Origin of the sequence: Streptomyces composti, from assembly GCF_012034205.1 — a bacterium.
GTDB classification, from domain to species: domain Bacteria; phylum Actinomycetota; class Actinomycetes; order Streptomycetales; family Streptomycetaceae; genus Streptomyces; species Streptomyces composti.
This window is the reverse complement of record NZ_JAATEM010000003.1, coordinates 43161-65660: the sequence shown is the minus strand read 5'-3', so window position 1 is coordinate 65660 and position 22500 is coordinate 43161. Positions and strand designations below refer to the sequence as shown.

The 22500-nt window shown below is 70.4% G+C and carries 23 protein-coding genes and 1 pseudogene; 4 read left to right on the top strand and 20 right to left on the bottom strand.

Annotated elements, in window-relative coordinates:
* Window positions 1-80 precede the first annotated feature (80 nt).
* The 8 genes and pseudogenes from HCJ93_RS03375 to HCJ93_RS03345 all read right to left on the bottom strand — a co-directional run bounded on the left by HCJ93_RS03375 (window position 81) and on the right by HCJ93_RS03345 (window position 5941).
* Complete coding sequence (locus HCJ93_RS03375; protein WP_167990924.1) at window positions 81-1403, bottom strand: dicarboxylate/amino acid:cation symporter; 1323 nt, start codon at window positions 1401-1403, stop codon at window positions 81-83.
* A 96-nt stretch (window positions 1404-1499) separates the two neighbouring features.
* Window positions 1500-1586, bottom strand: coding sequence for a putative leader peptide (locus HCJ93_RS30085; RefSeq protein WP_344016058.1), 87 nt, complete (start codon window positions 1584-1586; stop codon window positions 1500-1502).
* Window positions 1587-1751: 165 nt separating this feature from the next.
* Window positions 1752-2117, bottom strand: coding sequence for a DUF4229 domain-containing protein (locus HCJ93_RS03370; RefSeq protein ID WP_167990922.1), 366 nt, complete (start codon window positions 2115-2117; stop codon window positions 1752-1754).
* 124 nt (window positions 2118-2241) lie between these two features.
* A complete protein-coding gene (locus HCJ93_RS03365; RefSeq protein ID WP_167990920.1) occupies window positions 2242-2766 on the bottom strand; it encodes a GNAT family N-acetyltransferase in 525 nt (174 codons plus the stop codon).
* A gap of 16 nt (window positions 2767-2782) precedes the next feature.
* Window positions 2783-3431: pseudogene (locus tag HCJ93_RS03360) on the bottom strand (UdgX family uracil-DNA binding protein).
* A gap of 65 nt (window positions 3432-3496) precedes the next feature.
* Window positions 3497-4660, bottom strand: a complete 1164-nt coding sequence (mqnE, locus tag HCJ93_RS03355; protein WP_167990918.1) for an aminofutalosine synthase MqnE — start codon at window positions 4658-4660, stop codon at window positions 3497-3499.
* A gap of 49 nt (window positions 4661-4709) precedes the next feature.
* Window positions 4710-5168, bottom strand: a complete 459-nt coding sequence (locus HCJ93_RS03350; RefSeq protein WP_167990917.1) for an Lrp/AsnC family transcriptional regulator — start codon at window positions 5166-5168, stop codon at window positions 4710-4712.
* 83 nt (window positions 5169-5251) lie between these two features.
* Window positions 5252-5941: a UbiX family flavin prenyltransferase gene (locus HCJ93_RS03345; RefSeq protein ID WP_167990915.1), complete on the bottom strand. Its 690-nt coding sequence runs from the start codon at window positions 5939-5941 to the stop codon at window positions 5252-5254.
* A gap of 89 nt (window positions 5942-6030) precedes the next feature.
* Between HCJ93_RS03345 and HCJ93_RS03340 the strand changes: the two genes are divergently transcribed.
* Window positions 6031-6624, top strand: a complete 594-nt coding sequence (locus tag HCJ93_RS03340) for a rhomboid family intramembrane serine protease (RefSeq protein ID WP_167990913.1) — start codon at window positions 6031-6033, stop codon at window positions 6622-6624.
* A 151-nt stretch (window positions 6625-6775) separates the two neighbouring features.
* Here the strand turns inward: HCJ93_RS03340 and mqnP are convergent, their stop codons facing one another.
* Window positions 6776-7681, bottom strand: a complete 906-nt coding sequence (gene mqnP, locus HCJ93_RS03335) for a menaquinone biosynthesis prenyltransferase MqnP (RefSeq protein WP_167990911.1) — start codon at window positions 7679-7681, stop codon at window positions 6776-6778.
* Window positions 7678-9129, bottom strand: a complete 1452-nt coding sequence (locus HCJ93_RS03330; protein ID WP_167990909.1) for a menaquinone biosynthesis decarboxylase — start codon at window positions 9127-9129, stop codon at window positions 7678-7680. Before HCJ93_RS03330 ends, mqnP begins: the two co-directional genes overlap by 4 nt.
* Before the next feature lie 67 nt (window positions 9130-9196).
* On the opposite strand from HCJ93_RS03330, the gene HCJ93_RS03325 reads away from it, so the two are divergent.
* Window positions 9197-9544: a PLD nuclease N-terminal domain-containing protein gene (locus HCJ93_RS03325; RefSeq protein WP_167990908.1), complete on the top strand. Its 348-nt coding sequence runs from the start codon at window positions 9197-9199 to the stop codon at window positions 9542-9544.
* A gap of 37 nt (window positions 9545-9581) precedes the next feature.
* On the opposite strand, the gene HCJ93_RS03320 is transcribed toward HCJ93_RS03325, so the two are convergent.
* From HCJ93_RS03320 to HCJ93_RS03310, 3 genes are all read right to left on the bottom strand, one after another.
* Window positions 9582-11378, bottom strand: coding sequence for a protein kinase domain-containing protein (locus HCJ93_RS03320; RefSeq protein WP_167990906.1), 1797 nt, complete (start codon window positions 11376-11378; stop codon window positions 9582-9584).
* 72 nt (window positions 11379-11450) lie between these two features.
* On the bottom strand, window positions 11451-11564 hold the full coding sequence (locus HCJ93_RS29245; RefSeq protein ID WP_309141295.1) for a DUF397 domain-containing protein: 114 nt from the start codon (window positions 11562-11564) through the stop codon (window positions 11451-11453).
* Window positions 11512-12474, bottom strand: a complete 963-nt coding sequence (locus HCJ93_RS03310) for a helix-turn-helix domain-containing protein (RefSeq protein WP_309141294.1) — start codon at window positions 12472-12474, stop codon at window positions 11512-11514. The genes HCJ93_RS29245 and HCJ93_RS03310 overlap by 53 nt, the downstream gene beginning before the upstream one ends.
* Window positions 12475-12838: 364 nt before the next feature.
* On the opposite strand from HCJ93_RS03310, the gene HCJ93_RS03305 reads away from it, so the two are divergent.
* Window positions 12839-13315, top strand: a complete 477-nt coding sequence (locus HCJ93_RS03305; protein WP_167991206.1) for a nucleoside deaminase — start codon at window positions 12839-12841, stop codon at window positions 13313-13315.
* A gap of 46 nt (window positions 13316-13361) precedes the next feature.
* On the opposite strand, the gene ccsB is transcribed toward HCJ93_RS03305, so the two are convergent.
* The 7 genes from ccsB to hemL all read right to left on the bottom strand — a co-directional run bounded on the left by ccsB (window position 13362) and on the right by hemL (window position 21322).
* The gene (gene ccsB / locus HCJ93_RS03300; RefSeq protein ID WP_167990902.1) at window positions 13362-14471 is read right to left on the bottom strand and encodes a c-type cytochrome biogenesis protein CcsB; all 1110 of its coding nucleotides are present in this window, start codon (window positions 14469-14471) and stop codon (window positions 13362-13364) included.
* A complete protein-coding gene (resB, locus tag HCJ93_RS03295) occupies window positions 14468-16234 on the bottom strand; it encodes a cytochrome c biogenesis protein ResB (RefSeq protein WP_167990901.1) in 1767 nt (588 codons plus the stop codon). Before resB ends, ccsB begins: the two co-directional genes overlap by 4 nt.
* A gap of 4 nt (window positions 16235-16238) precedes the next feature.
* Window positions 16239-16982: a cytochrome c biogenesis CcdA family protein gene (locus HCJ93_RS03290; RefSeq protein WP_167990899.1), complete on the bottom strand. Its 744-nt coding sequence runs from the start codon at window positions 16980-16982 to the stop codon at window positions 16239-16241.
* A gap of 4 nt (window positions 16983-16986) precedes the next feature.
* Window positions 16987-17640 carry a TlpA family protein disulfide reductase gene (locus HCJ93_RS03285; protein ID WP_167990897.1) on the bottom strand — a complete coding sequence of 218 codons (654 nt, stop codon included), beginning with the start codon at window positions 17638-17640 and terminating at the stop codon, window positions 16987-16989.
* 66 nt (window positions 17641-17706) lie between these two features.
* Window positions 17707-18975: a polysaccharide deacetylase family protein gene (locus HCJ93_RS03280; RefSeq protein ID WP_206316786.1), complete on the bottom strand. Its 1269-nt coding sequence runs from the start codon at window positions 18973-18975 to the stop codon at window positions 17707-17709.
* 326 nt (window positions 18976-19301) lie between these two features.
* Window positions 19302-19955 carry a histidine phosphatase family protein gene (locus tag HCJ93_RS03275; protein WP_167991204.1) on the bottom strand — a complete coding sequence of 218 codons (654 nt, stop codon included), beginning with the start codon at window positions 19953-19955 and terminating at the stop codon, window positions 19302-19304.
* A gap of 50 nt (window positions 19956-20005) precedes the next feature.
* Window positions 20006-21322 (bottom strand): glutamate-1-semialdehyde 2,1-aminomutase, encoded by a 1317-nt coding sequence (hemL, locus tag HCJ93_RS03270; RefSeq protein ID WP_167990893.1) that lies wholly within the window; start codon window positions 21320-21322, stop codon window positions 20006-20008.
* 456 nt (window positions 21323-21778) lie between these two features.
* Here hemL and HCJ93_RS03265 point away from each other — a divergent pair, with 456 nt between their 5' ends.
* Window positions 21779-22444 carry a hypothetical protein gene (locus tag HCJ93_RS03265; RefSeq protein ID WP_206316769.1) on the top strand — a complete coding sequence of 222 codons (666 nt, stop codon included), beginning with the start codon at window positions 21779-21781 and terminating at the stop codon, window positions 22442-22444.
* Window positions 22445-22500 lie beyond the last annotated feature (56 nt).

The window sequence follows — 22500 nt, the reverse complement described above, 5'->3', positions numbered from 1 at the left end:
ACCGAACGGCAGCTCGGAGCCGTAGCGGACATGCCGCTGCCCCGCCCGGCGGGTGTGCGGGCGGGGCAGCGGGGCGGGGGTCAGGCGGTCGCGGCAGCCGGTTCGCGGGTTTCCGCGGAAGCCGGCTCGGGCTCGTCGACCAGGGAGCCGTGGACGGAGTTGTAGGCGTCGCGGTCGAGGAGCTTCTCGCGGGCCGAGACGAGGACCGGCACCAGCGCCTGGCCGGCGACGTTCGTCGCGGTGCGGATCATGTCGAGGATGGGGTCGATGGCGAGGAGAAGACCCACGCCCTCCATCGGCAGACCCAGCGTGGACAGCGTCAGCGTGAGCATCACCGTCGCCCCGGTCAGCCCCGCCGTCGCCGCCGAGCCGACCACCGACACGAACGCGATCAGCAGGTAGTCCGTCACGCCCAGCGGAACGTCGAAGATCTGCGCGACGAAGATCGCAGCAATGGCCGGATAGACAGCGGCGCAGCCGTCCATCTTCGTCGTCGCCCCGAACGGCACCGCGAACGACGCGTACTCCCGCGGCACACCCAGCCGCTCGGTCACCTTCTGCGTCACCGGCATCGTGCCCACCGACGACCGCGACACGAACGCCAGCTGGATCGCCGGCCAGGCGCCCCTGAAGAACTGCAGCGGGTTCGCCTTGGCCACACCGGCCAGCAGCGCCGGGTACACGCCGAACAGAACGATCAGGCAGCCCACGTAGATGTCGGCCGTGAACGTCGCGTACTTGCCGATCAGATCCCAGCCGTACGTGGCGATCGCGTTGCCGATCAGACCCATGGTGCCCAGCGGCGCCAGCCGGATGACCCACCACAGCGCCTTCTGCAGCAGCTCCAGCACGGACTCGCTCAGCGCGAGGATCGGCTGCGCCTTCTCCCCCAGCTTCAGCGCCGCGATACCGGCGACCGCCGCCATGAAGACGATCTGCAGCACGTTGAGTTCGGTGAACGGCGTGATGACGTCCGTCGGGATGATCCCGGTCAGGAAGTCGAGCCAGGACCCGGTGCTGTCGGGCTTCGCCCCGTCCTGCGGGGTGAGCCCCGTACCCGAGCCGGGGTTGGTCACCAGGCCGATGACCAGGCCGATCGCCACCGCGATCAGCGACGTGATCATGAACCAGATCAGCGTCTGCGACGCCAGCCGCGCCGCGTTGTTGACCTTCCGCAGATTGGTGATCGACACCAGGATCGCGAAGAAGACGAGCGGCGCGACGGCCAGCTTCAGCAGACCGACGAACGTGCTGCCGATCTTGTCCAGTGTGGTGACCAGCCAGGAGACGTCCTGGCTGCGGGCGAGCCAGCCGAGCAGCACGCCCAGGACGAGACCGGCGAGTATCTGGGCCCAGAAGGGCGCCCTGAAGGGCAGCGAGAAGGATTTCGTGTTCGTGGACACGGACCAGCTCCGTTGAGGGGACGCGTAAGGACAGTGACGTGGTGGTCTTGCGGTGCTCTTGCGATGCGTGGAGCGGCGAGATCGTCGCCCGGCGGTTCAGGGACGACAGCTCGCGGAGGCGACCCGGCAGAGATCCACGTGCAGGCGCGCCACGAGCGGAACACTCCGGGGCGTGGAGAACACGGCTGCTGACTTCACCCCACGACCCTAACACTCAAGCTTTGACTTCCTCCAAGCCTTGCTTTGACAGGCCAGAGACGAAAAGCACCCACACATCACAAAGCGCCCCGGTTTCCGGGGTTTTCGGAAACCGGGGCGCCGATCACGCCCTGTCTGGTGTGACAGACCTTACGAAGCCTGCCCCTGCACCTGCCCCTGCGCCGGCTGCTGAGCCGAGCCCTCACCGGGCTCCGCCTCCTGCTGCGCACCCCGCGCCCGCGCCGCCTCGTCCGCACCGTCCTCCGCCTTGCGGCTGGCCTCCAGGTTCGCCTTCACCCGGTCCACCCGCCGCACGATCTGCTCCGAGGCACGGTCCCGCTCCTTGCGCAGCGCGACAAAGCTGATCGGCGCGGAGATCACCAGCGCGAGCAGCACGATCCACAGGCCGTTGGACCGGCCCAGGCCACGCGGTGCGATGCCGGAGTAGACGAGACCCCAGACGACCACGAGGCAGCCCACGAAGATCCCGAGGCGCATCAGCGTGTAGCGGAGCATCTCAATCCACTCTTCCGTTTCTGGCACAAAGAGGCACCGTCCAGTGAAGCATGCCGGAACGCCGATCTTTCACCGGGGTACGAAGCGGGCCCCGCTCAGCCCATTTCAGCCACCGGAACCGGCCTCACCCCAGCTGCAGCACCATGATCACGTCGTCCCGGTCGTCCCCCGGCGCCACCCGGATCGCCCCCGGAACCCGCCCGACCTCCTTGTACCCGCACCCCGCATAGAACCGCTCCAGCCCCAGCCCGCCGCGGCAGGTCAGCCGGATCGCCTCGATGCCCTCCATGTCCCGCGCGGCCCGCTCCGCCGCCGCCATCAGCTCCCGCCCGTACCCCTTGCCCTGATGTCCGGGGTGGACCATCACCGTGTAGAGCCAGATCCAGTGCGTCATCAGCCGGTGCGTGTTCCGCGTGAGGAACGCCGTGGCCGCCACGCGCCCCTCCTCGTCGTACCCGACGAGCAGCCGCGACCGCTCCTCCGCCATGGCGGCGAACTGCCGCACCAGTGCGGGCCGGACCTGCTCCCGGTCCACCGGCGGCAGGAACCCCACCGCCCCACCCGCGTTGGTGACATCGACCCACAGCTCGAGCAGCCCGTCCCGCAGCTCGCGCGTCACCGGGGGATCAACCACAAAAGTAAGAGGCATAGAGCGACCCTACCCCTTACCTCAGCGCCTCCGCAGCCACTGTCGGATCCGCCACCAGCCCCCGGTACGCCGATGCCCGCTCCTCCTCGTCCCGTGCCCGCAGCACCGACGAGGGGTGCACGGTGGCCACCAGCTTCTCCGGCCGCCCGTGGATCTCCCGCTCCAGCAGCGCCCCGCGCGCCTCACCGACCCGGAACGAGGAACCGAACAGCGCCCTGCCCGCGGTGGCGCCGAGAATCACGACCGGCTCGGGCCGCACGACGGCCGGCCCGGCCGCCGGCCACGGCCCGCGGGCCGCCATCTCCCGCAGCGTCGGCGCCCGGTGGGTACGCCGCCTGCGCAACTCGGCGCGGGTGAACGTGAAGTGCCTGACCGCATGGGTGACATACGCGTCCGCCGGATAGCCCGGCCTCCTCCAGCGCCCGGTCCAGCAGCTTCCCCGCGGGCCCGACGAAGGGCCGGCCCAGCCGGTCCTCCTGCTCACCGGGCTGCTCGCCCAGCAGCATCACCCGGGCATCCGCGGCCCCGGCCCCGAAGACGGTCTGCGTGGCATCCCGGTGCAACGGACACCCACGACACCCCGCCGCGGCCTTCCGCAGCGCCTCGAGGCTCAGCTCCTCCGGAACGAACGGCTCAGCGCTGTACGCATCCTCCGACGCACCCATGAACCCCGAGTACCCGCACACCCAGTCCCACTGCACCGCCCCCAGGGCGCCGCACCCGGAACGGGTCACACCCGCATCGGCTGCGGTGCCTCCCGCCGTTCCGGGTCCGGCCCCTCGTACTCCCGGATGATCTCGTACCGCGTGTTCCGCTCCACCGGCCGGAACCCCGCATCCCGGATCAGCTCCAGCAGATCCTCACGCGTCAGCTTGTTCGGCGTCCCGAAGTCGTCCGCATCGTGCGTGATCTTGTACTCGACGACCGACCCGTCCATGTCGTCCGCCCCGTGCTGCAGCGCGAGCTGCGCCGTCTGCAGCCCGTGCATCACCCAGAACACCTTCACATGCGGCACGTTGTCGAACAGCAGCCGCGACACCGCGAAGGTCTTCAGCACCTCCGCCCCCGTCGCCATCTGGGTCCGCGCCTGGAGCCGGTTACGGACCTTGCCGTCCTTCATGTCGACGAAGTCGTGCTGGTAGCGCAGCGGGATGAAGACCTGGAAGCCGCCGGTCTCGTCCTGCAGCTCGCGCAGCCGCAGCACATGGTCGACCCGGTGGCGGGGCTCCTCGATGTGCCCGTAGAGCATGGTGCACGGGGTCTTCAGACCCTTCTCGTGCGCCAGCCGGTGGATCCGGGACCAGTCCTCCCAGTGGGTGTCGTGGTCCACGATGTGCTGCCGGACCTCCCAGTCGAAGATCTCCGCGCCGCCCCCGGTCAGGGACTCCAGGCCCGCGTCGATCAGCTCGTCCAGGATCTCCGAGGCCGGCAGCCCGGAGATCTTCTCGAAGTGATGGATCTCCGTCGCCGTGAACGCCTTCAGCGACACATGCGGCAGCGCGGCCTTCAGCTCGCGCAGCGACCGCGGGTAGTAGCGCCACGGCAGGGTGGGGTGCAGCCCGTTGACGATGTGCAGCTCGGTGAGGTTCTCCGGCTCCATCTCCTTGGCGAGCCGGACCGCCTCCTCGATGCGCATGGTGTACGCGTCCTTCTCCCCCGGCTTGCGCTGGAAGGAGCAGTACGCGCACGACGCCGTGCACACATTGGTCATGTTGAGGTGCCGGTTGACGTTGAAGTGCACGACGTCGCCGTTGAGCCGGGTGCGTACCTCGTGGGCCAGCCCGCCGAGCCAGGCCAGGTCGTCCGACTCGTAGAGCGCGATGCCGTCCTCGCGGGTCAGCCGCTCACCGGAGCGGACCTTCTCCTCCAGCTCGCGCTTGAGCCCGACGTCCATGCCGTTACCTCTCTCCCAGAAGACAGACCCGACCCACCGTACGCCCCGGTCAGTGAACCTCTTCGGGCAGCTCGCCCACCCGGTTCTCCCACTTGGTGGAGAGCACGATGGTGGTCCGGGTACGGGAGACGCCCTTGGTGCCGGAGAGCCGGCGGATGGTCCTCTCCAGGCCGTCCACGTCGGTCGCGCGCACCTTGAGCATGAACGAGTCGTCACCGGCGATGAACCAGCAGTCCTCGATCTCCTGCAGGTCCCTCAGCCGCTGGGCCACGTCCTCGTGGTCGGCGGCGTCGGAGAGCGAGATGCCGATCAGTGCGGTGACGCCGAGACCGAGCGACGCGGCGTTCACGGTGGCCCGGTAGCCGGTGATGACACCGGCCGCCTCCAGCCGGTTGATGCGGTCGGTGACGCTGGGTCCCGACAGACCGACGAGGCGCCCCAGCTCCGCGTAGGAGGCCCGGCCGTTCTCCCGGAGGGCCTGGATGAGCTGCCTGTCCACCGCGTCCATCGAATCGAAACCTTCCACTGAAGAGGTCTGAAGAGGTCTGAGGAGTCGTGAGAGAAGTCGCCGCTCGGTCCGTCCGGTCCTGCTCAGACCGGCCGGTCGCCGCCGCCCAGCTCCCCCTGCCAGCGGCGGTAGAGCCGGTGCCGGACACCCGCCGCGTCCAGTACGCGTCCGGCGACGAAGTCCACCAGGTCCTGGATGTGCGTCGCGCCCGCGTAGAAGGCCGGTGAGGCGGGCACCACGGTCGCGCCCGCGTCGTCGAGGGTGACCAGGTGCCGCAGGGTCTGGCCGCCCAGCGGGGTCTCCCGCACGGCCACGACCAGTGTGCGCCGCTCCTTGAGGGTGACGCTCGCCGCGCGCTGCAGCAGGTCCTTGGACAGTCCGAGCGCGACCCCGGCCACGCTGGCCGTGGAGGCGGGCACGATCAGCATGCCCTTCGTCGGGTACGACCCCGAGGACGGGCCGGCCGCCAGGTCGCCCGCGGGCCAGTACCGCACGGCGTCCCCGTCCACGTCCACGGTGAACGTGTCCGGCTTGCCGTCGGCGCCCCGGGACAGCCAGGCACGCAGGTCGTTCCGCCAGTGGGCGTCCCGGAAGGAGATCCCGGTCTCGTCCAGCAGGGTGAGGCGCGAGGCACGGGAGACGACCAGGTCGACGCTCTCGCCGGCGGCGAGCAGCGCACGCAGCACGGCGGCGGCATAGGGCGTGCCGGACGCGCCCGACACCCCTACGATCCAAGGCGTACGCGCCGTCTCTCCTGGCTTGAGCGGGTTCACACCCCCGAGCCTATCCGGTTCCGCAGGGTGGGAACCGGCGCAGGGTGCCCGAGCGTTCCCCGGACGGGACGACTGAGGCGGGGGCTGCCATGTCCGGAGTGCGGGGCGAGTGGTCGCGCGGCGACCGGATGAGGGTCGCGGCCCAGCTGATGGTGGGCTGGGTGGCGCTGCTGTGGCTGCTGGAAGCGGTCGACGTGGCCACCGGTCACGCCCTGGACGACTTCGGGATCGTGCCGCGGGAGCCCGCCGAGCTGGCGGACGTCGTCCCGGCCGCCTTCCTGCACTTCGGCTTCGGCCATGTCGCCGCCAACAGCGTCCCGCTCCTCGTCCTGGGCTTCCTGGCGGCGCTGGGCGGACTGCGCCGGTTCGCCGCCGTCTGCGCGCTGATCATCGTGGCGGACGGACTGGGTGTGTGGTTGCTGTCCCCGGCGCACAGCAACACGGCGGGCGCCTCCGGCCTGGTCTTCGGCCTCTTCGGCTACCTGCTGGCCACGGGCTTCGTGGAGCGGCGCCCGCTCGGCATCCTGGTCGCCGTCCTGATCGCCGCCGTCTGGGGCGGCTCCGTTTTGGCGGGCATAGCCCCCACCCAGACGGGCGTCAGCTGGCAGGGCCACCTGGTCGGCCTGATATCCGGCATCACCGCAGCCTTCCTCTTCCGCCGCCGCCCGGCGCCGGTCGCATGACGCCACGGACACCGGCCGAGCGGGTGCGGCAGCTCGTGCCCCTGGTGCGCGCGCTGCCGGAGGCGTGGTGGGACACCTAGGGGCACAACCGCCGGCCGGCGAAGCCGGGCCGGCCGCTGCCCCGGCCCGGTCCCGGGAGCCCCGGGGGCCGTCACACCGTCAGCCCCCGGACCAGCAGGTCCAGCAGCGCGCAGACGAAGAGCGCGATGCCGATGAAGCCGTTGACGGAGAAGAAGGCGCGGTTGAGGCGGGAGAGGTCGTGGGGGCGGACGATGGTGTGCTCGTAGACGAATGCGGCGGCCACAATCAGCAGGCCCAGCCAGAAGAAGGCGCCGGCGCCGGTGAGCACGGCGTACCAGGCGAACAGGGCCGTGGTGACGACGTGGCAGCCGCGGGCACCCCAGATGGCGGCCGGGATGCCGAAGCGGGCGGGGACCGAACGCACGCCGATCCTGCGGTCGGCCTCCACGTCCTGACAGGCGTAGATCAGGTCGAAGCCGCCGATCCAGATGCCCACGGCGAGGCCGAGGACGACGGCGTTCCAGGACCAGGCCCCGGTGATCGCCAGCCAGCCGCCGACCGGCCCCATCGCCTGGGCGAGCCCGAGGATGGCCTGCGGGAAGTCGGTGAACCGCTTGCCGTAGGGATAGACCACCATCGGGATCACCGCGACGGGGGCGAGGGCCAGGCACAGCGGGTTGAGCAGGGCCGCGGCGCCCAGGAAGACGACCAGCGCGATGAGCGCGCCGGTCCAGGCGTGCCGCACGGTCATCGCGCCGGTGACCAGCTCCCGGTGCGCGGTGCGCGGGTTCCGGGCGTCGATCTCGCGGTCGATGATCCGGTTGGCGGCCATGGCGAAGGTGCGCAGGCCCACCATGGCGAGCGTGACCAGCAGCAGCCGGCCCCAGTGGATGTTCCTGTCCCACTGGTACATCGCGGTGAGGGAGGCGATGTAGGCGAAGGGCAGGGCGAACACCGAGTGCTCGATCATCACCAGCCGCAGGAAGGCCTTGGTGCGTCCCGGCTGCTGCGGCAGCGCGGCGGAGGCCGAGGTCACAGTCCGTACTCCTTCCAGCGGCGGTCCACCTTGGCGGCGGTCTCCGGGTCGGACTCGACCATGTCGGGCCAGCCGCCGTCGCGCGTGTACCCCTCCTCGGGCCACTTCTTCGTCGCGTCGATGCCGGCCTTGCCGCCCCAGAACTGCTGGTACGAGGCGTGGTCGAGATGGTCGACGGGGCCCTCGACGACGGTGAGGTCGCGCGAGTAGTCCGTGTTGCCGAGCGCCCGCCAGGCGACCTCGTGCAGATCGTGCACGTCGCAGTCGGAGTCCACGACCACGATCAGCTTGGTCAGCGACATCATGTGCGCGCCCCAGATGGCGTGCATGACCTTCTGCGCGTGCTTGGGGTACTTCTTGTCGATCGAGACGATCGCGCAGTTGTGGAAGCCGCCGGCCTCGGGCAGGTGGTAGTCCACGATGTCCGGGACGATGATCTTCAGCAGGGGCAGGAAGAAGCGTTCCGTCGCCCGCCCCAGCGGCCCGTCCTCGGTCGGCGGGCGGCCGACCACGATCGACTGCAGCAGCGGGCGCCTGCGCATCGTCACGCAGTCGATCTTCAGCGCGGGGAAGGGCTCCTGCGGGGTGTAGAAGCCGGTGTGGTCGCCGAACGGCCCCTCGGGCAGCATCTCGCCCGGCTCCAGCCACCCCTCGAGCACGACCTCGGCGTTCGCCGGCACCTGGAGCGGCACGGTCTTGCAGTCCACCATCTCGATCCGCTTGCCCTGCACGAACCCGGCGAACAGGTACTCGTCGATGTCCCCGGGCAGCGGCGCGGTGGAGGCGTAGGTCACGGCGGGCGGGCAGCCGAAGGCGATGGCGACCGGCAGCCGCTCACCCCTGCGGGCGGCCACCTGGTAGTGGTTCCGGCTGTCCTTGTGGATCTGCCAGTGCATGCCGATGGTGCGCTTGTCGTGGCGCTGCAGCCGGTACAGGCCCAGATTGCGGATGCCGGTCTCCGGGTCCTTGGTGTGGGTCAGCCCCAGGTTGAAGAAGGAGCCGCCGTCCTTGGGCCAGGTGAACAGCGCGGGCAGTTTCTCCAGGTCCACGTCGTCGCCGGTCAGCACCACTTCCTGGACCGGCGCGTCCTTCACCTTCTTCGGCGGCACGTGGGTCATCGCGCCGAGCTTGCCGAAGGCCTCGCGGACGCCGACGAAGCCGTGCGGCAGCTCCGGCTTGAGCAGTCCGGCGATCTTGTCGCTGATCTCGCTGTACGACTTCAGGCCGAGCGCCTTCTTCAGGCGCCGGTCGGTGCCGTACACGTTCATGGCGAGCGGCATGCTGGAGCCGCGCACGTTCTCGAAGAGCAGCGCCGGGCCGCCGGCCTTCTGCACCCGGTCGACGATCTCACCGACCTCCAGATACGGGTCGACCTCGGCCTTGATGCGCTTGAGGTCGCCCTCGCGCTCCAGCGCCCTGAGCAGGGAGCGAAGATCGTCGTAAGCCATGCGGTCCAGTATCCCCGAGCGGCTACCCTGGCCGTGTACCACCCACCGCTTCCGCTGGAGAGGCCCCATGCTTCGGGTGCTGATGTTTCTCGTGCCGCTGGCACTGAGCATCTACGCGTTCATCGACTGCATCAGCACGAGTGACGAGGACGTCCGCCACATGCCCAAGCCGCTGTGGGCGATCCTGGTGCTGCTGTTCCCGCTGGTCGGCTCGATCTCGTGGATCATCGCCGGCAAGAAGCGGCACCCGGCCGCCCGCGGCGTGGGACGCGGCCAGTGGGTGGCCCCTGACGACAACCCCGACTTCCTGAAGTCCCTCGACGAGAACAAGCCCCGCGGGCAGGACCGGGACCGCGATGCCGGCACGGACCGCGAGCGGGACAGGGACCCGGACGAGGACCCCAGGGCCGACTGAGCCGACCGGTCCGCCTCCCCTCCGGAATGCTCATCCCTCATCCCCGCGTCCAGCGCTGTGCGGCGGAGCCGTCGCAGGTCTCGGTGGTGACGCTGTAGCCGCTGACCGGGCTGACGGTCAGGCAGCCTCCGGTCGCGGTGTTCTTGAGCGTGCCGCCCGGGCCCTCGCGCCACTCCTGTCCGTTGCGGCCCCCGCAGTTGAACGCCAGCACCTGATGCCCGAGCGTCTGCGCCTGCAGGCACTTCCCGGACCGCCCGCTGACGATCCGGAAGCCGCCGCCGGGAAGGCTCTGGTACGACCACGTGGCACCGGCGCCCTCGCAGGAGCCGTCGTAGGGGGCGTCGCTGTAGTGGGCCGCCAGGCACTTGCCGTTCGCGGCGTTCTTCAGCGTGAACGTCCCTGATGCGGGCACCTCGCCGGCATCCTGGCCGCCGCCCGCCTCCGCGTCGCCACCGCCGGGGTTCCCGTCCGTCTGCCCGTCACCGCCGCCGGTCTGCGCCCCTGCGTCTCCCTTGCCCTTGCCCTCCGGCTTCCCGGCCGCGGCCCGGTCCGCGTCTCCCGGTGACGCCGGTGCCTGTCCGCCGGTGCTGTCTTCGCCGGACGCGCGCGCGGACGGTGAGCTCCCGGCGCCGGCCGCGGACCGGGAGGGGCCGGCGGAGACGGTGGCCGAGGCGGACGCACGCGGCCGTGCCCGGTCGTCGCCGGGGTCGAAGGCGTAGGGGAGGAGCTGGAAGGCGAGGGTCGTCCCGGTGACGACGACCACGACGGGAATCACCACCAGCCGTACCCGGGAACGCTGCCGCCCGGACTTCCCGGCTTCCGGCTTCGGTGCGGCCACGGGTCCGGGTCCGGGTACCGGTTCCGGAGCCGACGGTCCGGGCGTCGTGGGCGCTGTGGTCTCCGGGGCCCCGCGGGCCGCGAAGGCGGCGCGTTCGGCCAGCTCTCCGGTGATGGCCTCGGGCCAGAGCGGCGGGGTGAACGGGCCGTGCCGGTCGGCGAGCCGGACGAGTTCGGCAGCGGTGGGACGGCCCTCGTAGTCCTTGTCGAGGCAGCAGGCCACGACGTCGGCCAGCTCGGTGTCCAGCTCCCGCAGGGCGTCGATGTCGGGCGCCTCGTGCACGATGCGGTACAGCACCGGAGGGCCGGAGCCCTCCCCGAACGGCGGGGTGCCGGTGGCGGCGTACGCGATCACCGAGCCCAGCGCGAAGATGTCCACGGCACTGCTGGACGCCCGGGTCCCGGTGGCCTGCTCCGGCGACATGTAGCTGGGGGTGCCCACCATCATGCCGCTCAGGGTCAGCCGGCTCTGGTCCGCGGCGCGGGCGACACCGAAGTCGATGAGGGTGAGACCCTCCGGCGTGAGCATCACATTGGACGGCTTGATGTCCCGGTGCACCATCTCCCGCTCGTGCACGAGGGCCAGAGCGGCGGCGGCCTCACGCAGCAGCAGCCACAGCGCGTCGACGGGCAGGGTGCCGTGCCGTTCGACCGCGTCGCTCAGGGTGATGCCGGGCACGTACGCGGTGGCGAACCACGGGGGCTGGGCATCCCGGTCGGACGCGAGCAGCGGAGCGGTCGCCTCGGCCGGCAGCCGCGACAGGTTGTCCAGCTCGTGCCCGAAGCGCCGCAGGAACCCCTTGTCCTCGGCAGCCACCGAGGGCCGTACCTGCTTGACGGCCGCGTACCGCCCTTCGTGCACACCGAGATACACGCGGCCCATGCCGCCGGCGCCGAGGCGCCCGATCAGCGGGATGGGCCCGATCCTTGACGGATCGCCCTCCTCCAGCGGATCGGCACCGCTCCCTTTGAGTTCAAAGCCCCCGCCCCCGCTCACTCGCTCTCCTCGCTCACCGTCCTGCGGAGCGAAAGAGCTTACTGGGTGGAGAGGTTGTCAGGCGGCGCGTTCTCAGCGCAGGCCCGCGGTGAAGGCGGCCCAGGCACCCCGGCCCACCATCAGCACCGGCCCGTCAGGATCCTTGCTGTCGCGGACGGGAACGGCACCGGGAAAGTCGAGGGCCACCTCGACGCAGTTGCCGCCGTTGTCGCCGCTGTAGCTGCTTTTGATCCAGGTCGTGGCCGAGCTGAACTTGTCGCTGTTCATCGTGCTCGTACCTCTCCATCGCCTCGCTGATCAGAGCGGCGGACTCGAGAGCTGACGGAGCATCCGCCCTGAGCACATCATAGGTCTGCAAGTGCCGTCCGTAGACGGCCGGATCGTCACTGAAATGGCCTCGATCCAGTGACTCGGAGTAAACCCATTTGTGCCCGTCCGGCAGCTCGATCAACGACATCGAGGCGTTGGGGCGCACGAGTTCGGCGCGGTCGGCAGGCGCCACCTGCACGTGGATGTTGGGGCAACGGGCGACGTCGAGCAGGTGCGCGCACTGCTCCCGCATGACGTTCGATCCGCCGATCACGTTGCGAAGACAGCTCTCGTCGAGAACCACGGCGTAGAACGGACCTCCGCCGGACACAAAGCGCCGCTGCCGGCTCAGGCGGGCACGAACCCGCTCCTCCACTTCCTCACCGCTGGTGACGCGCGAAAACAGCGCCCGTGCGTACGACTCTGTTTGCAACAGGCCAGGCACCACCTGCACTTGATACTCACGCAGTGCCACAGCCACCGCATCCATCTCCGCCCGGCGCCGGAACCAGTCCGGATGCTCCACCTGTGGGTACCAGTCGATCCTCCCCCACAGCCGGCCCAGGACCCCGCCCGTGCCGAGCAGTTCGTCGCACGTCTTCGCGAACGCGTCCGTCGGTACGCGCGTGCCCGCCTCCACCCGCGCCACATGGGACCGGTCGCACGGGATGCGCCCCGCCAGCCCCTCCTGCGTCAGCCCAGCCGCCTCCCGGAAGTGCCTCAGCACCTCACCGAACACGGCGGCCGTGGTCGCCCCCGTACTCCCCCCGGCGTTGCGTCGGCTCACGGCGCCCCCTCCGTGACAGTGGTCGAGTGTCACGCGTCATGCATTGATGCCCACGATTCCACTGCGCCACGCTCGACACACCGAGAGTGACGAAAGGGAATCGCCGATGGATCTGAGCGCCGAGGTCCGCGAGGCCAACCGCCGTTCCGCGATCCGCCTGTCGCTGGCTCACCCGCTGGTCCCGGTGAGCCCGCCCCCGGAGCCGGTCCCCGGCTGCGGGGAGTGCGCCGAGCTGGCCGCGCGGCGCAGCAGGGCGCGGGCGGCGGACGACGGCAGCGCGGAGACGGACGCGGACGTGCTGCTCAGACGCCACCAGCGACGCGTCCACGAGCCGCCGGCCCTGCGGTCGGGGAACACTGGCCGTATGGAGACGATCGATACCGCCACCGCTCGTTCCTGGCTCGGGGTCGCGTTGGAGGAGGCGCGGGCGGGGCTTGCCGAGGGCGGGGTTCCGGTGGGGGCCGCGCTGTACGGGGCGGACGGGGTGCTGCTGGGGCGGGGGCGGAACCGGCGGGTGCAGGACGGGGATCCGTCGGTGCACGCGGAGACGGCCGCCTTCCGGGCGGCGGGCCGGCAGCCGTCGTATCGCGGGACGACGATGGTGACCACGCTGTCGCCGTGCTGGTACTGCTCGGGGCTGGTCCGGCAGTTCGGGATCTCGCGGGTGGTGATCGGTGAGGCGGTCACCTTCCGGGGCGGGCACGAGTGGCTGGCCGAGCACGGGGTGCGGATCGTGCTGCTGGACGATCCGGAGTGCGTCGCGATGATGCGGGAGTTCGTGGAGCGCCATCCACAGCTGTGGAACGAGGACATCGGGAACACCGGGACCATCGGGAGGTGAGCGCGCCTGCCTCCCGATGGTCCCTGCCGGTGTCCCCGGTGCCGGCTCAGAAGCCGGCGGCGGTCAGGACGCCGAGGCCGACGTCCGCATAGGAGTGCTTGCCGGAGACGAAGATGTTGACGCCGTAGTAGTTGAACAGCCAGCAGCCGAAGGCCAGCAGGGCCAGGTACGCGGCCTTGCGGCCCTTCCAGCCGGCCGTCGCGCGGGCGTGCAGGTAGCAGGCGTAGGCGACCCAGGTGATGAAGGACCAGACCTCCTTGGGGTCCCAGCCCCAGTAGCGGCCCCAGGCGTCGCCCGCCCAGATCGCACCCGCGATGATCGTGAACGTCCACAGCGGGAAGACGGCCGCGTTGACCCGGTAGGCGAACTTGTCGAGCGAGGCGGAGGCGGGCAGGCGCTCCAGGACGCTGGTGGCGAAGCTGCCGGGCTTGCCGCCGCCGGCCAGCTTGCTCTCGTAGGAGTCCTTGAACAGGTACAGGATCGTGGTGACCGCGCCCAGGTAGAAGACCGCGCCGCAGAGGATCGCCGTGGAGACGTGGATGTAGAGCCAGTACGAGTGGAGGGCGGGAACCAACTGGTCGCTGGCGGTGTACAGGACAGTGACAGCGAGGCCGAGGTCGAGGAGGACCGAGGTGATCAGGAACAGCCCGATCCAGCGCACGTTCTTCTTCAGCGCCAGCAGCGTGAGGTACACGCCGACGGCGACGGTGGAGAACGTGATGTTGAACTCGTACATGTTGCCCCAGGGCGCCCGCTGCACGGACAGCGCCCGGGTGAGCACGCCGCCGAAGGCCAGCAGGAAGCCGAGCACGGTGAGGGACACGGCGATACGGCCGTAGAGGTCGCCCTGCTCGTCACCGCCGTGGGCGCCGGGGCCGTCCGGTACGTCCCGGGTGCCGGCCGTGGCCCGGACGACGACCTTGGGCCGCTCCAGGACGGCGGTTCCGCCCGCCTGCTTCACCGTCACCGCCGGCGCCTTCCTGGACTCCGCGCCCGGGGTGAGCGCGGCGGCCGTGCGGGCGACCTTGCTGCGGCTGCCGAAGAGCCATTCGGCGATGTACGCGAAGAAGGCCAGGGTGTAGACGGCCATCGCGGAGTAGATGAGCACATTGCTCATCTCCGCGAGGCTTTCGTTGGTCGCGGCGGCGAGAGTCACTGCTGCTCAGCCCCTTCGGCAGATGCAGGGTTGCGGTGGTCGGGTGTCTTCGCTGATGCGTCGTCCGGTCCGGGAGCGCTGTCGGGAGCGGTCGCGGAGTCGGGGTCGGGCTCGGGGGCGCCCGGTGCCTGTGCGTAGAGGGCCTCGGCGAGGTCGCCGAGTTCCTCCGGGACCTTCGCGGACTCGCTGCGGCCGAGGCCGGCCATCTCGACGACGGTCACCCCGTCGGCGCCCGCGGTGGCCCGCACCCAGACGCGGCGGCGCTGGATGAACAGGGACGCGGCGAGGCCGCCGATGGCGACGATGGCGCCGCCGAGGGCCCAGCCGCCGCCGGGCTCCTGCACGACCTGGAAGCCGGCCCACTCCTTGATGTCCTTCTCGAAGGTGACCGAGCCCGCACCGTTCGGGAGCTTCATGGTCTCGCCGGGGCGCAGCAGCTTCTTCAGCAGCTTGCCGTCGGGGCCCTTGAACTCCTTCATCTTGGACTTGTCCATCTGGTACACGCTCTGCGGAATGCCGGAGTCGGCCTTCAGGTCGCCGTGGTAGGCGTTGAGCGCGAGGACCGGATAGTCCAGGGCGGGGAACTGGGAGAGCATCGTGCCGGTCGCCGACCCGCCGAAGGTCGGCACGAAGAAGGCCTGGAAGCCGAGCTGCTCCTTCTTGCCCTCGGGGTTGCGGTAGCCGTCGAGGACCTTGACCACCCCGGAGGAGGTGACGTTGGCGTCGAGCGGCAGCAGCGGGACGGCGTCCTGGAAGACGATCTGGCCCTTGCCGTCGCGGACCGTGACGACCGGTGCGTAGCCGTGGCTGACCAGGTAGACCTTGGCGTCGCCGATCTTCAGGGGCTCGTTGACCTTGACGGTGGTCCTCTTCTGCTCGCCGTAGGCGCCCTCGCTGTAGGTGAGGTCGGCCTCGTAGGTGCGCGGGGTGCCGCGGTTGGGGCCGGTGCGCTCGTAGGTGCCCTTGAAGTCCTTCAGGTCGAAGCTGAAGGGTTCGAGGTCGTCGGTGGTGAAGAGGCTGCCGGACTTGAAGTCGTCGTACTGGGTGAGCGTGTTGGCGAAGCCGTGGCCCTCGACGATCAGCTTGTTGCCCTCGGACTTGAACAGCTGGCCCCAGGCGAAGGCGATCAGCATCACGATCAGGGCGATGTGGAAGGCGAGGTTGCCGACCTCGCGCAGATAGCCCTTCTCGGCGGCGACCGCGTCACCGGAGAGATGAGCACGGAAGCCGCGCTTCTTCAGCAGGGCGAGCGCGGCCTCGCGGACCTGCTCCGGGCCGGTCTCGGTGCGCCAGGTGGTGTGGGCGGGCAGCCGGGTCAGCCGCCGGGGCGCGCCCGGCGGGCGGCCGCGCAGCTGGCCGACGAACTGCCAGGTGCGCGGGACGATGCAGCCGATCAGGGAGACGAACAGCAGGATGTAGATCGCGGAGAACCACACCGAGCTGTAGACGTTGAAGAGCCCCAGCTTGTCGTAGACGGGGGCGAGCACCTCGTGCCGCTCGCGGAAGTCGGCGACCTTGGTCTCGTCGATCCCGGTCTGCGGGATCAGCGAGCCGGGGATCGCGCCGAGCGAGAGCAGCAGAAGCAGCAGCAGGGCGACCCGCATGGAGGTGAGCTGCCGCCAGAACCAGCGGGCCCAGCCGATCACGCCAAGGGAGGGCAGGTTCGGCGCCTCGTCGGGGGCGGTGGACAGCTGGGCGCCGGCCGCGCCCAGCTCCTGGTCGTCACCGGCCTTCGTGGTGTCGTCCGTCGTGGTGTTGCTCATCGGGTCAGATCCCCACAGTGAAGCCGTTGGACCAGGTCTGCATCTGCGCCACGAGGCTGTCCCACGCGCCGGTCAGCAGCAGCACACCGGTGACGATCATCATGCTGCCGCCGATGCGCATGACCCACACGTAGTGCCGCTTGACCCAGGCGAACGCGCCGAGCGCCTTGCGGAAGGCGACGGCGGTGAGCACGAAGGGCACGCCCAGGCCCAGACAGTACGCCACGGTCAGCAGGGCGCCCCGCCCGGCGCTCTCCTGCTGGGCGGAGAGGGTCAGCACGGAGGAGAGGGTGGGGCCGATGCAGGGGGTCCAGCCGATGCCGAACAGGGCACCGAGCACGGGCGCGCCCACCAGCCCGGTCGCCGGTCGCTTGTGGAAGCGGAACTCGCGCTGGGTGAACCAGGGCATCAGCCCCATGAAGAAGACACCCATGAGGATCATGAAGGCGCCGAGGATCTTGCTGAGGACGGCCTTCTGCTCCTGGAGGGTGTCCCCGAAGTAGCCGAAGAGGGCACCGCTGGAGACGAACACGGCGGTGAAGCCGAGCACGAACAGGGAGGCGCCCATCACCATGCGGCCGCGCCGGGCCTCGGCCAGGTCGGTGCCGGAGACTCCGGTGACATAGGAGAGGTAGCCGGGGACCAGGGGCAGCACGCAGGGCGAGAAGAAGGAGACGAGGCCGGCGAGCACGGCGATGGGCAGCGCCACCAGCAGGGCGCCGTTGAGCACCGTGGTGTTCGGGTCCATCAGGTCACTTCTCCGCGACGACCGGCTTGAGCATCTTCAGCAGCCGTTCCTCGCTGAGCGGGGACAGGGAGCGGGCGGCGATCCTCCCGTCCCGGTCCAGGACCAGGGTGGAGGGGATCGACTGCGGGTTGAGCGTGCCCTTGGGGAAGCGGAGCATCAGCTTGCCCGTGGGGTCGTACAGGCTCGGGTAGGGGACGTCGAAGTCCTCCTCGAACGCCCGGGCCGCCCGGATGTTGGTGTCGCGGGTGTTGATGCCGACGAACTGCACGCCCTTGTCGGCGTAGTCGTTGGCGACCTTGGTGAAGTACTTGGCCTCCGCACGGCACGGGTTGCACCAGGAGCCCCAGACGTTCAGCACGACGACCTTGCCCTTGTAGTCGGCGACGTCGAGCTGCTTGCCGTCGACGGTCTCGCCGGACAGCTCGGGGGCCGCGGCGCGCTCGCCCTTGGCGGCGGTGGAGATGCCGTCGGTACCGGTGACGAAGTTGGTGTCGCCGCCTCCGCCGGAGGTCCCGCCCTCGCCGCACGCGGTGGCGAGCAGCGCGGCCACGGCGGCACCGGCGGTCAGGGCGACACGGCGGCGGACGCCCGCACGGCGGTCACGGCCGACGCGGGCGGCGCGGTTCGGGCGCTGGGGGGCGCGGCTGGCGGCACTCATGTGAAAAGTTTCGCATGCCCTTCCAGGGGATCATGCGCACCCCCCTTGCGGGCGGAAACCCGCATTTCAGGCGCCGTTCGAGGTGCTCTCCCCGGTGCCGCTGCCGGTGTCCTCCATGAACGCCTTCCAGCCACCTGCCGGTTCCTGCCCGACCTCCAGGGTGCGCAGCCGGTTCAGGACCTCGGGCTTCTGCACGTCGAGCCAGTCGACGAACTGGCGGAAGGAGACGAGCCTCACGTCGCCGCCCTTCTCCTTCTCCCGCGCCATGTGCTTGAGGGCCTCCTCCACGGCGTCCATGTAGATGCCGCCGTTCCACTCCTCGAAGTGGTTGCCGATGAAGAGGGGAGCCCGGTTTGTCTCGTACGCCCGCTTGAAGCCGGATATGTACGCCTGGGCGGCCTGCCGCCGCCAGCCCGGGTAGTTGTGCGCGGGCGCCTTGGTCGAGTTGACGGACTGGTTGGCGAGCATGTTGTAGTCCATCGACAGGACCTCGAAGGAACGGCCGGGGAACGGTATCTGCTGCAGCGGCAGGTCCCATATGCCCTGCCTCTTCACCGGCCAGGTCTGGCGGCCGCCGGGCGAGGAGGCGTCGTAGCGCCAGCCCAGCTCGCGGGCGACGGGCAGCAGGTTCTCCTGGCCGAGCAGGCAGGGCGTACGGCCGCCGACCAGCTCCTTGTCGTAGTCGAAGGGCAGGGACGGCAGGTCCGTCCAGCCGGTGTTGGTCCGCCACTGCTTGACGAAGGACTTCGCCTGGTCGATCTCGCTGCGCCACTGCTTCGGCGTCCAGTTGGCGACGCTGCCGGTGCCGGCGCAGAAGTGGCCGTTGAAGTGGGTGCCGATCTCATGGCCCTCGAGCCAGGCGCGGCGGACGTTCTTCAGCGTGTCCTTGATGTGGTCGTCGGTGAGGTAGCCGATGTCGGAGGCGCCGCGCGGATTGTTCGGCGGGTCGTAGAGGCGCTTCTTCGACTCGGGCAGCAGATACAGCCCGGAGAGGAAGAAGGTCATGGACGCGCCGTGCTCCTTGGCGAGGTCCAGGAAACGGGGGAAGAGCCCGTTGCCGACCTCGCCGGCACCGTCCCAGGAGAACACGACGAACTGGGGCGGGACCTGACCCGGCTCCAGCGGCACGGGCTTCTCCGGCTGGTGGGGCTGCCGCCCGGTGAAGGAGGTGGACCCGTCACCGATCGGGCGCGCCGTCCTGGAGGGTTCGGGCGAGGCGCCCGCCCCTTCGTCGCCGCGGGAACCGCCGGCGTGGGTCGAATCGTCCGACCCGGTGAGGCCTCCGCAGCCGGCCAGCGAGGCGGCGGCCACGGCGCCCGCGCCGAGCCCGAGCATTCCCCTGCGGGTGAGAGTGCGCATGGCCTCCCCGTTCGTCACATCATCAGCTGGTCACTCATTCAGAGGCCGTGACGGAGGCGGAGGTTCCACTCATTTGGGGAGATTGTGCAACGAACAGGGCACGCGACGGTCATGAGCCGCCCCGCTTGCGGTAAGTAGGCGCGCTACGCCCGATTGCGCCCGCCCACTGCCCCGTGCAGGACGACATCGACGCACGGCGGAGGCGGAGGCCCGGCGGCCGCACGGCCGCCGGGCCCCGGAACGACGGGCCTCGAAACGCCGGGCCCCGGAACGACGCGGGCAGCCGGGAGCCGTGGTGAGGGCTACGCGCCGAAGGCCTTGCCGCCGCCTGACCCCTTGCGGCGCTTGGCGCCGGCCAGGAGGTGCGGGGGGACGAGGTCGCGGGCCGGTTCGCTGTAGCCGACAGAGACGATCTTGTCGCCCTGGAAGGTGAAGCTGGTGAGCGAGGCGAGGGTGCACTGGCGCTTGCGCGGGTCGTGCCACAGCCGCCGCCGCTCGACGTAGGACCGCACGATCCAGATGGGCAGCTGGTGGCTGACCAGCACCGCCTCGTGGCCGCGGGCCGCGTCCCTCGCCGCGTTCAGGGCGCCCATCATCCGGATCACCTGGTCGACATACGGCTCGCCCCAGGACGGCTTGAACGGGTTGACCAGGTGCTTCCAGTTCTCCGGCCGGCGCAGGGCGCCGTCGCCGACCCCGAAGGTCTTGCCCTGGAAGACGTTGGCCGCCTCGATCAGCCGCTCGTCGGTGACGATGTCCAGCCCGTGCGCCTTGGCGATCGGCTCGGCCGTCTCCTGCGCCCGCTCCAGCGGGGAGGCACCGACATGGACGATGTCGCGGCCGGACAGGTGCTCGGCGACCCGGTCCGCCATGCGCCGGCCCAGTTCCGAGAGGTGGTAGCCGGGCAGCCGCCCGTAGAGGACGCCGGTCGGGTTCTCGACCTCGCCGTGCCGCATCAGGTGCACGACGGTGACGTCGGCGCCCAGGTTCTTCTTCTGGTCGGCGCTCACGCGGTGGCCTCCGCTGCCGCTCGGGCCGCCGCCGGGAGGGCGTCGGCGATCCGCTGCACCGCCTGCTCGTCGTGCGCGGTGGACACGAACCACGACTCGAAGGACGACGGCGGCAGATACACGCCGTTCTCCAGCATCGAGTGGAAGAAGGCGGTGAAGCGGAACGACTCCTGCGCCTTGGCGTCCTCGTAGGTGCGCACCGGCCGGTCGGTGAAGAAGACGGAGAACATGTTGGAGGCGTTCTGCAGCGTGTGCGCCACGCCCTCCTTGGTGAGCGCCTCGCTGACGAGCGACTGGATCTGTGCCGAGACGGCGTCGATCTTCCGGTAGGCCGCCTCGTCCAGCAGCCGCAGCTGGGCCAGTCCGGCGGCGGTGGCCACCGGGTTGCCGGAGAGAGTGCCGGCCTGGTAGACGGGCCCGGCGGGGGCCAGGTGCGCCATGACGTCGGCCCGCCCGCCGAACGCCGCGGCGGGGAAGCCGCCGCCCATCACCTTGCCGAAGGTCATCAGGTCGGGGCGCACACCGTCCACGCCGTACCAGCCGGCGCGGCTGGTACGGAAGCCGGTCATCACCTCGTCGGAGATGTACAGCGCGCCGTTCTTCTCGCAGGCGTCCTTCAGCCCCTGGTTGAACCCGGGCAGCGGCGGCACCACGCCCATGTTGCCCGGCGAGGCCTCGGTGATCACACAGGCGATCTCACCGGGGTGGGCGGCGAACGCCGCGTGCACGGCCTCGAGGTCGTTGTACGGCAGCACGATGGTGTCGCCGGCCTGGGCGCCGGTGACGCCCGGGGTGTCGGGGAGCGCGAAGGTCGCCACACCGCTGCCGGCGGAGGCGAGCAGCGAGTCGACGTGCCCGTGGTAGCAGCCGGCGAACTTGATCACCTTGCTGCGCCGGGTGAAGCCGCGGGCCAGCCGGATCGCCGACATGGTGGCCTCGGTGCCGCTGGAGACCAGCCGCACCTGCTCCAGCGGCTCGATCCTGGCGACCATCTCCTCGGCGAGCGCGACCTCGCCCTCGCCCGGCGTGCCGAAGGAGGTGCCGCGGGCCACGGCCTCCTGCACGGCGGCGATCACCTCGGGGTGCGCGTGCCCCAGGATCATCGGGCCCCAGGAGCAGACGAGGTCGACGTACTCACGCCCGTCGGCATCGGTCAGGTACGGCCCGTTTCCGGACACCATGAACCGGGGCGTGCCGCCGACGGCGCGGAAGGCACGCACCGGTGAATTGACGCCACCGGGAGTGACGGCCGCGGCCCGATCGAACAGCGCCTGCGAGGCGGGGGCTTCGTATGGATATGGCAGTTCGCTCATGACCTGCGACTTCTCCGACCTTCTGTCGACTTCTCGGGCTCTCGGAGGGCTCCGGTGCCGAGTGCGAGGGACGTTGTTCAGGGTAGGCCAGGGGCGCCGGGGAAGGGCTTCAGGGGCGATCCGGGCAGCGGCGTGGCAGGTGCATGACCAGGGGCGGCAGGCCGGCGGGCCCGCACGAGCGCCGGCCGGGCGGTCGCGAAGAGCGACCGCACCGATCGTTCTCGGCCACCGCGCGGATCTCTGCGGCCTCCGGTCCCCCTCACCGCCGTGTGATCTGCGAAACTGGCGTCTGGTACACGCAGCTCACACGGCCCGGGTCGGGCGGAGGCCGCGAAGATCGCGCGGACCGATGTTTCACCGCACGTTTCGGCGGGCGGCCGTGGGGGAGGTCACTGACACGATCATCGGGTTGCGCGGCGGGGGCCGCGCGTCCTAGAAAAGCAGTCGGGTGGAGATATGCATCGCGGTGGCGGACTGGGCGAGGGGACTGATGACCTGGGTCCTCGACGTGCCCGGCGGGGAAGGCACCGGCGCGAGACCCAGCACACGGACGAGGCGGCGAACGCGGCAGGCGCGAACGAGTCCCGTCAGACTCATGGAGTTCCGAGCGAACCCGAGCGGCTCGACGGACGTATACACGGACGGATCGATCGGCTGGGACCGGGGAGCAGGAATGGTGGTCGGGTGGGGGTGACGTACAAGTACTTCGGCGCGCCGGACGGCGCCACGGCAGCCCGCGTCCCGATCTCGATGCGTCCCGAGGAACTCGGCGGCGACGAGCTCGGCATGGGCGGCATGTTCACCAAGATCAAGCCGGAGACCATGGCGGCCATGGTGCTGACCGGCATCGAGGGCGTTCCCCTGCACAAGGTGCCTCCGCTGGAACTGGTCGTGCTGCACCCCGACTACGCGGTGGTCAAGCTGCCCATGACGGTCGTCGACCCGCTGCGCGGCATCGGCGAGGAGGCGGTCGGCGCGGCAGCCTTCATCTGGTCCACGGTCCCCGACCGCGGCGGCCCCCGCGACGCCTTCAACGTCTACCAGCTGCTCCACGAGTGGCAGGACTTCAGCCACCGGCTGCACGAGGCGGGGCACCAGCCGTACTGCCTCGTCTGGCCCTGATCCGGGGCCGCTGATCCGGGCGGGGTTCTCCGAATCCGGGCGGGGTTTCGGGCCCC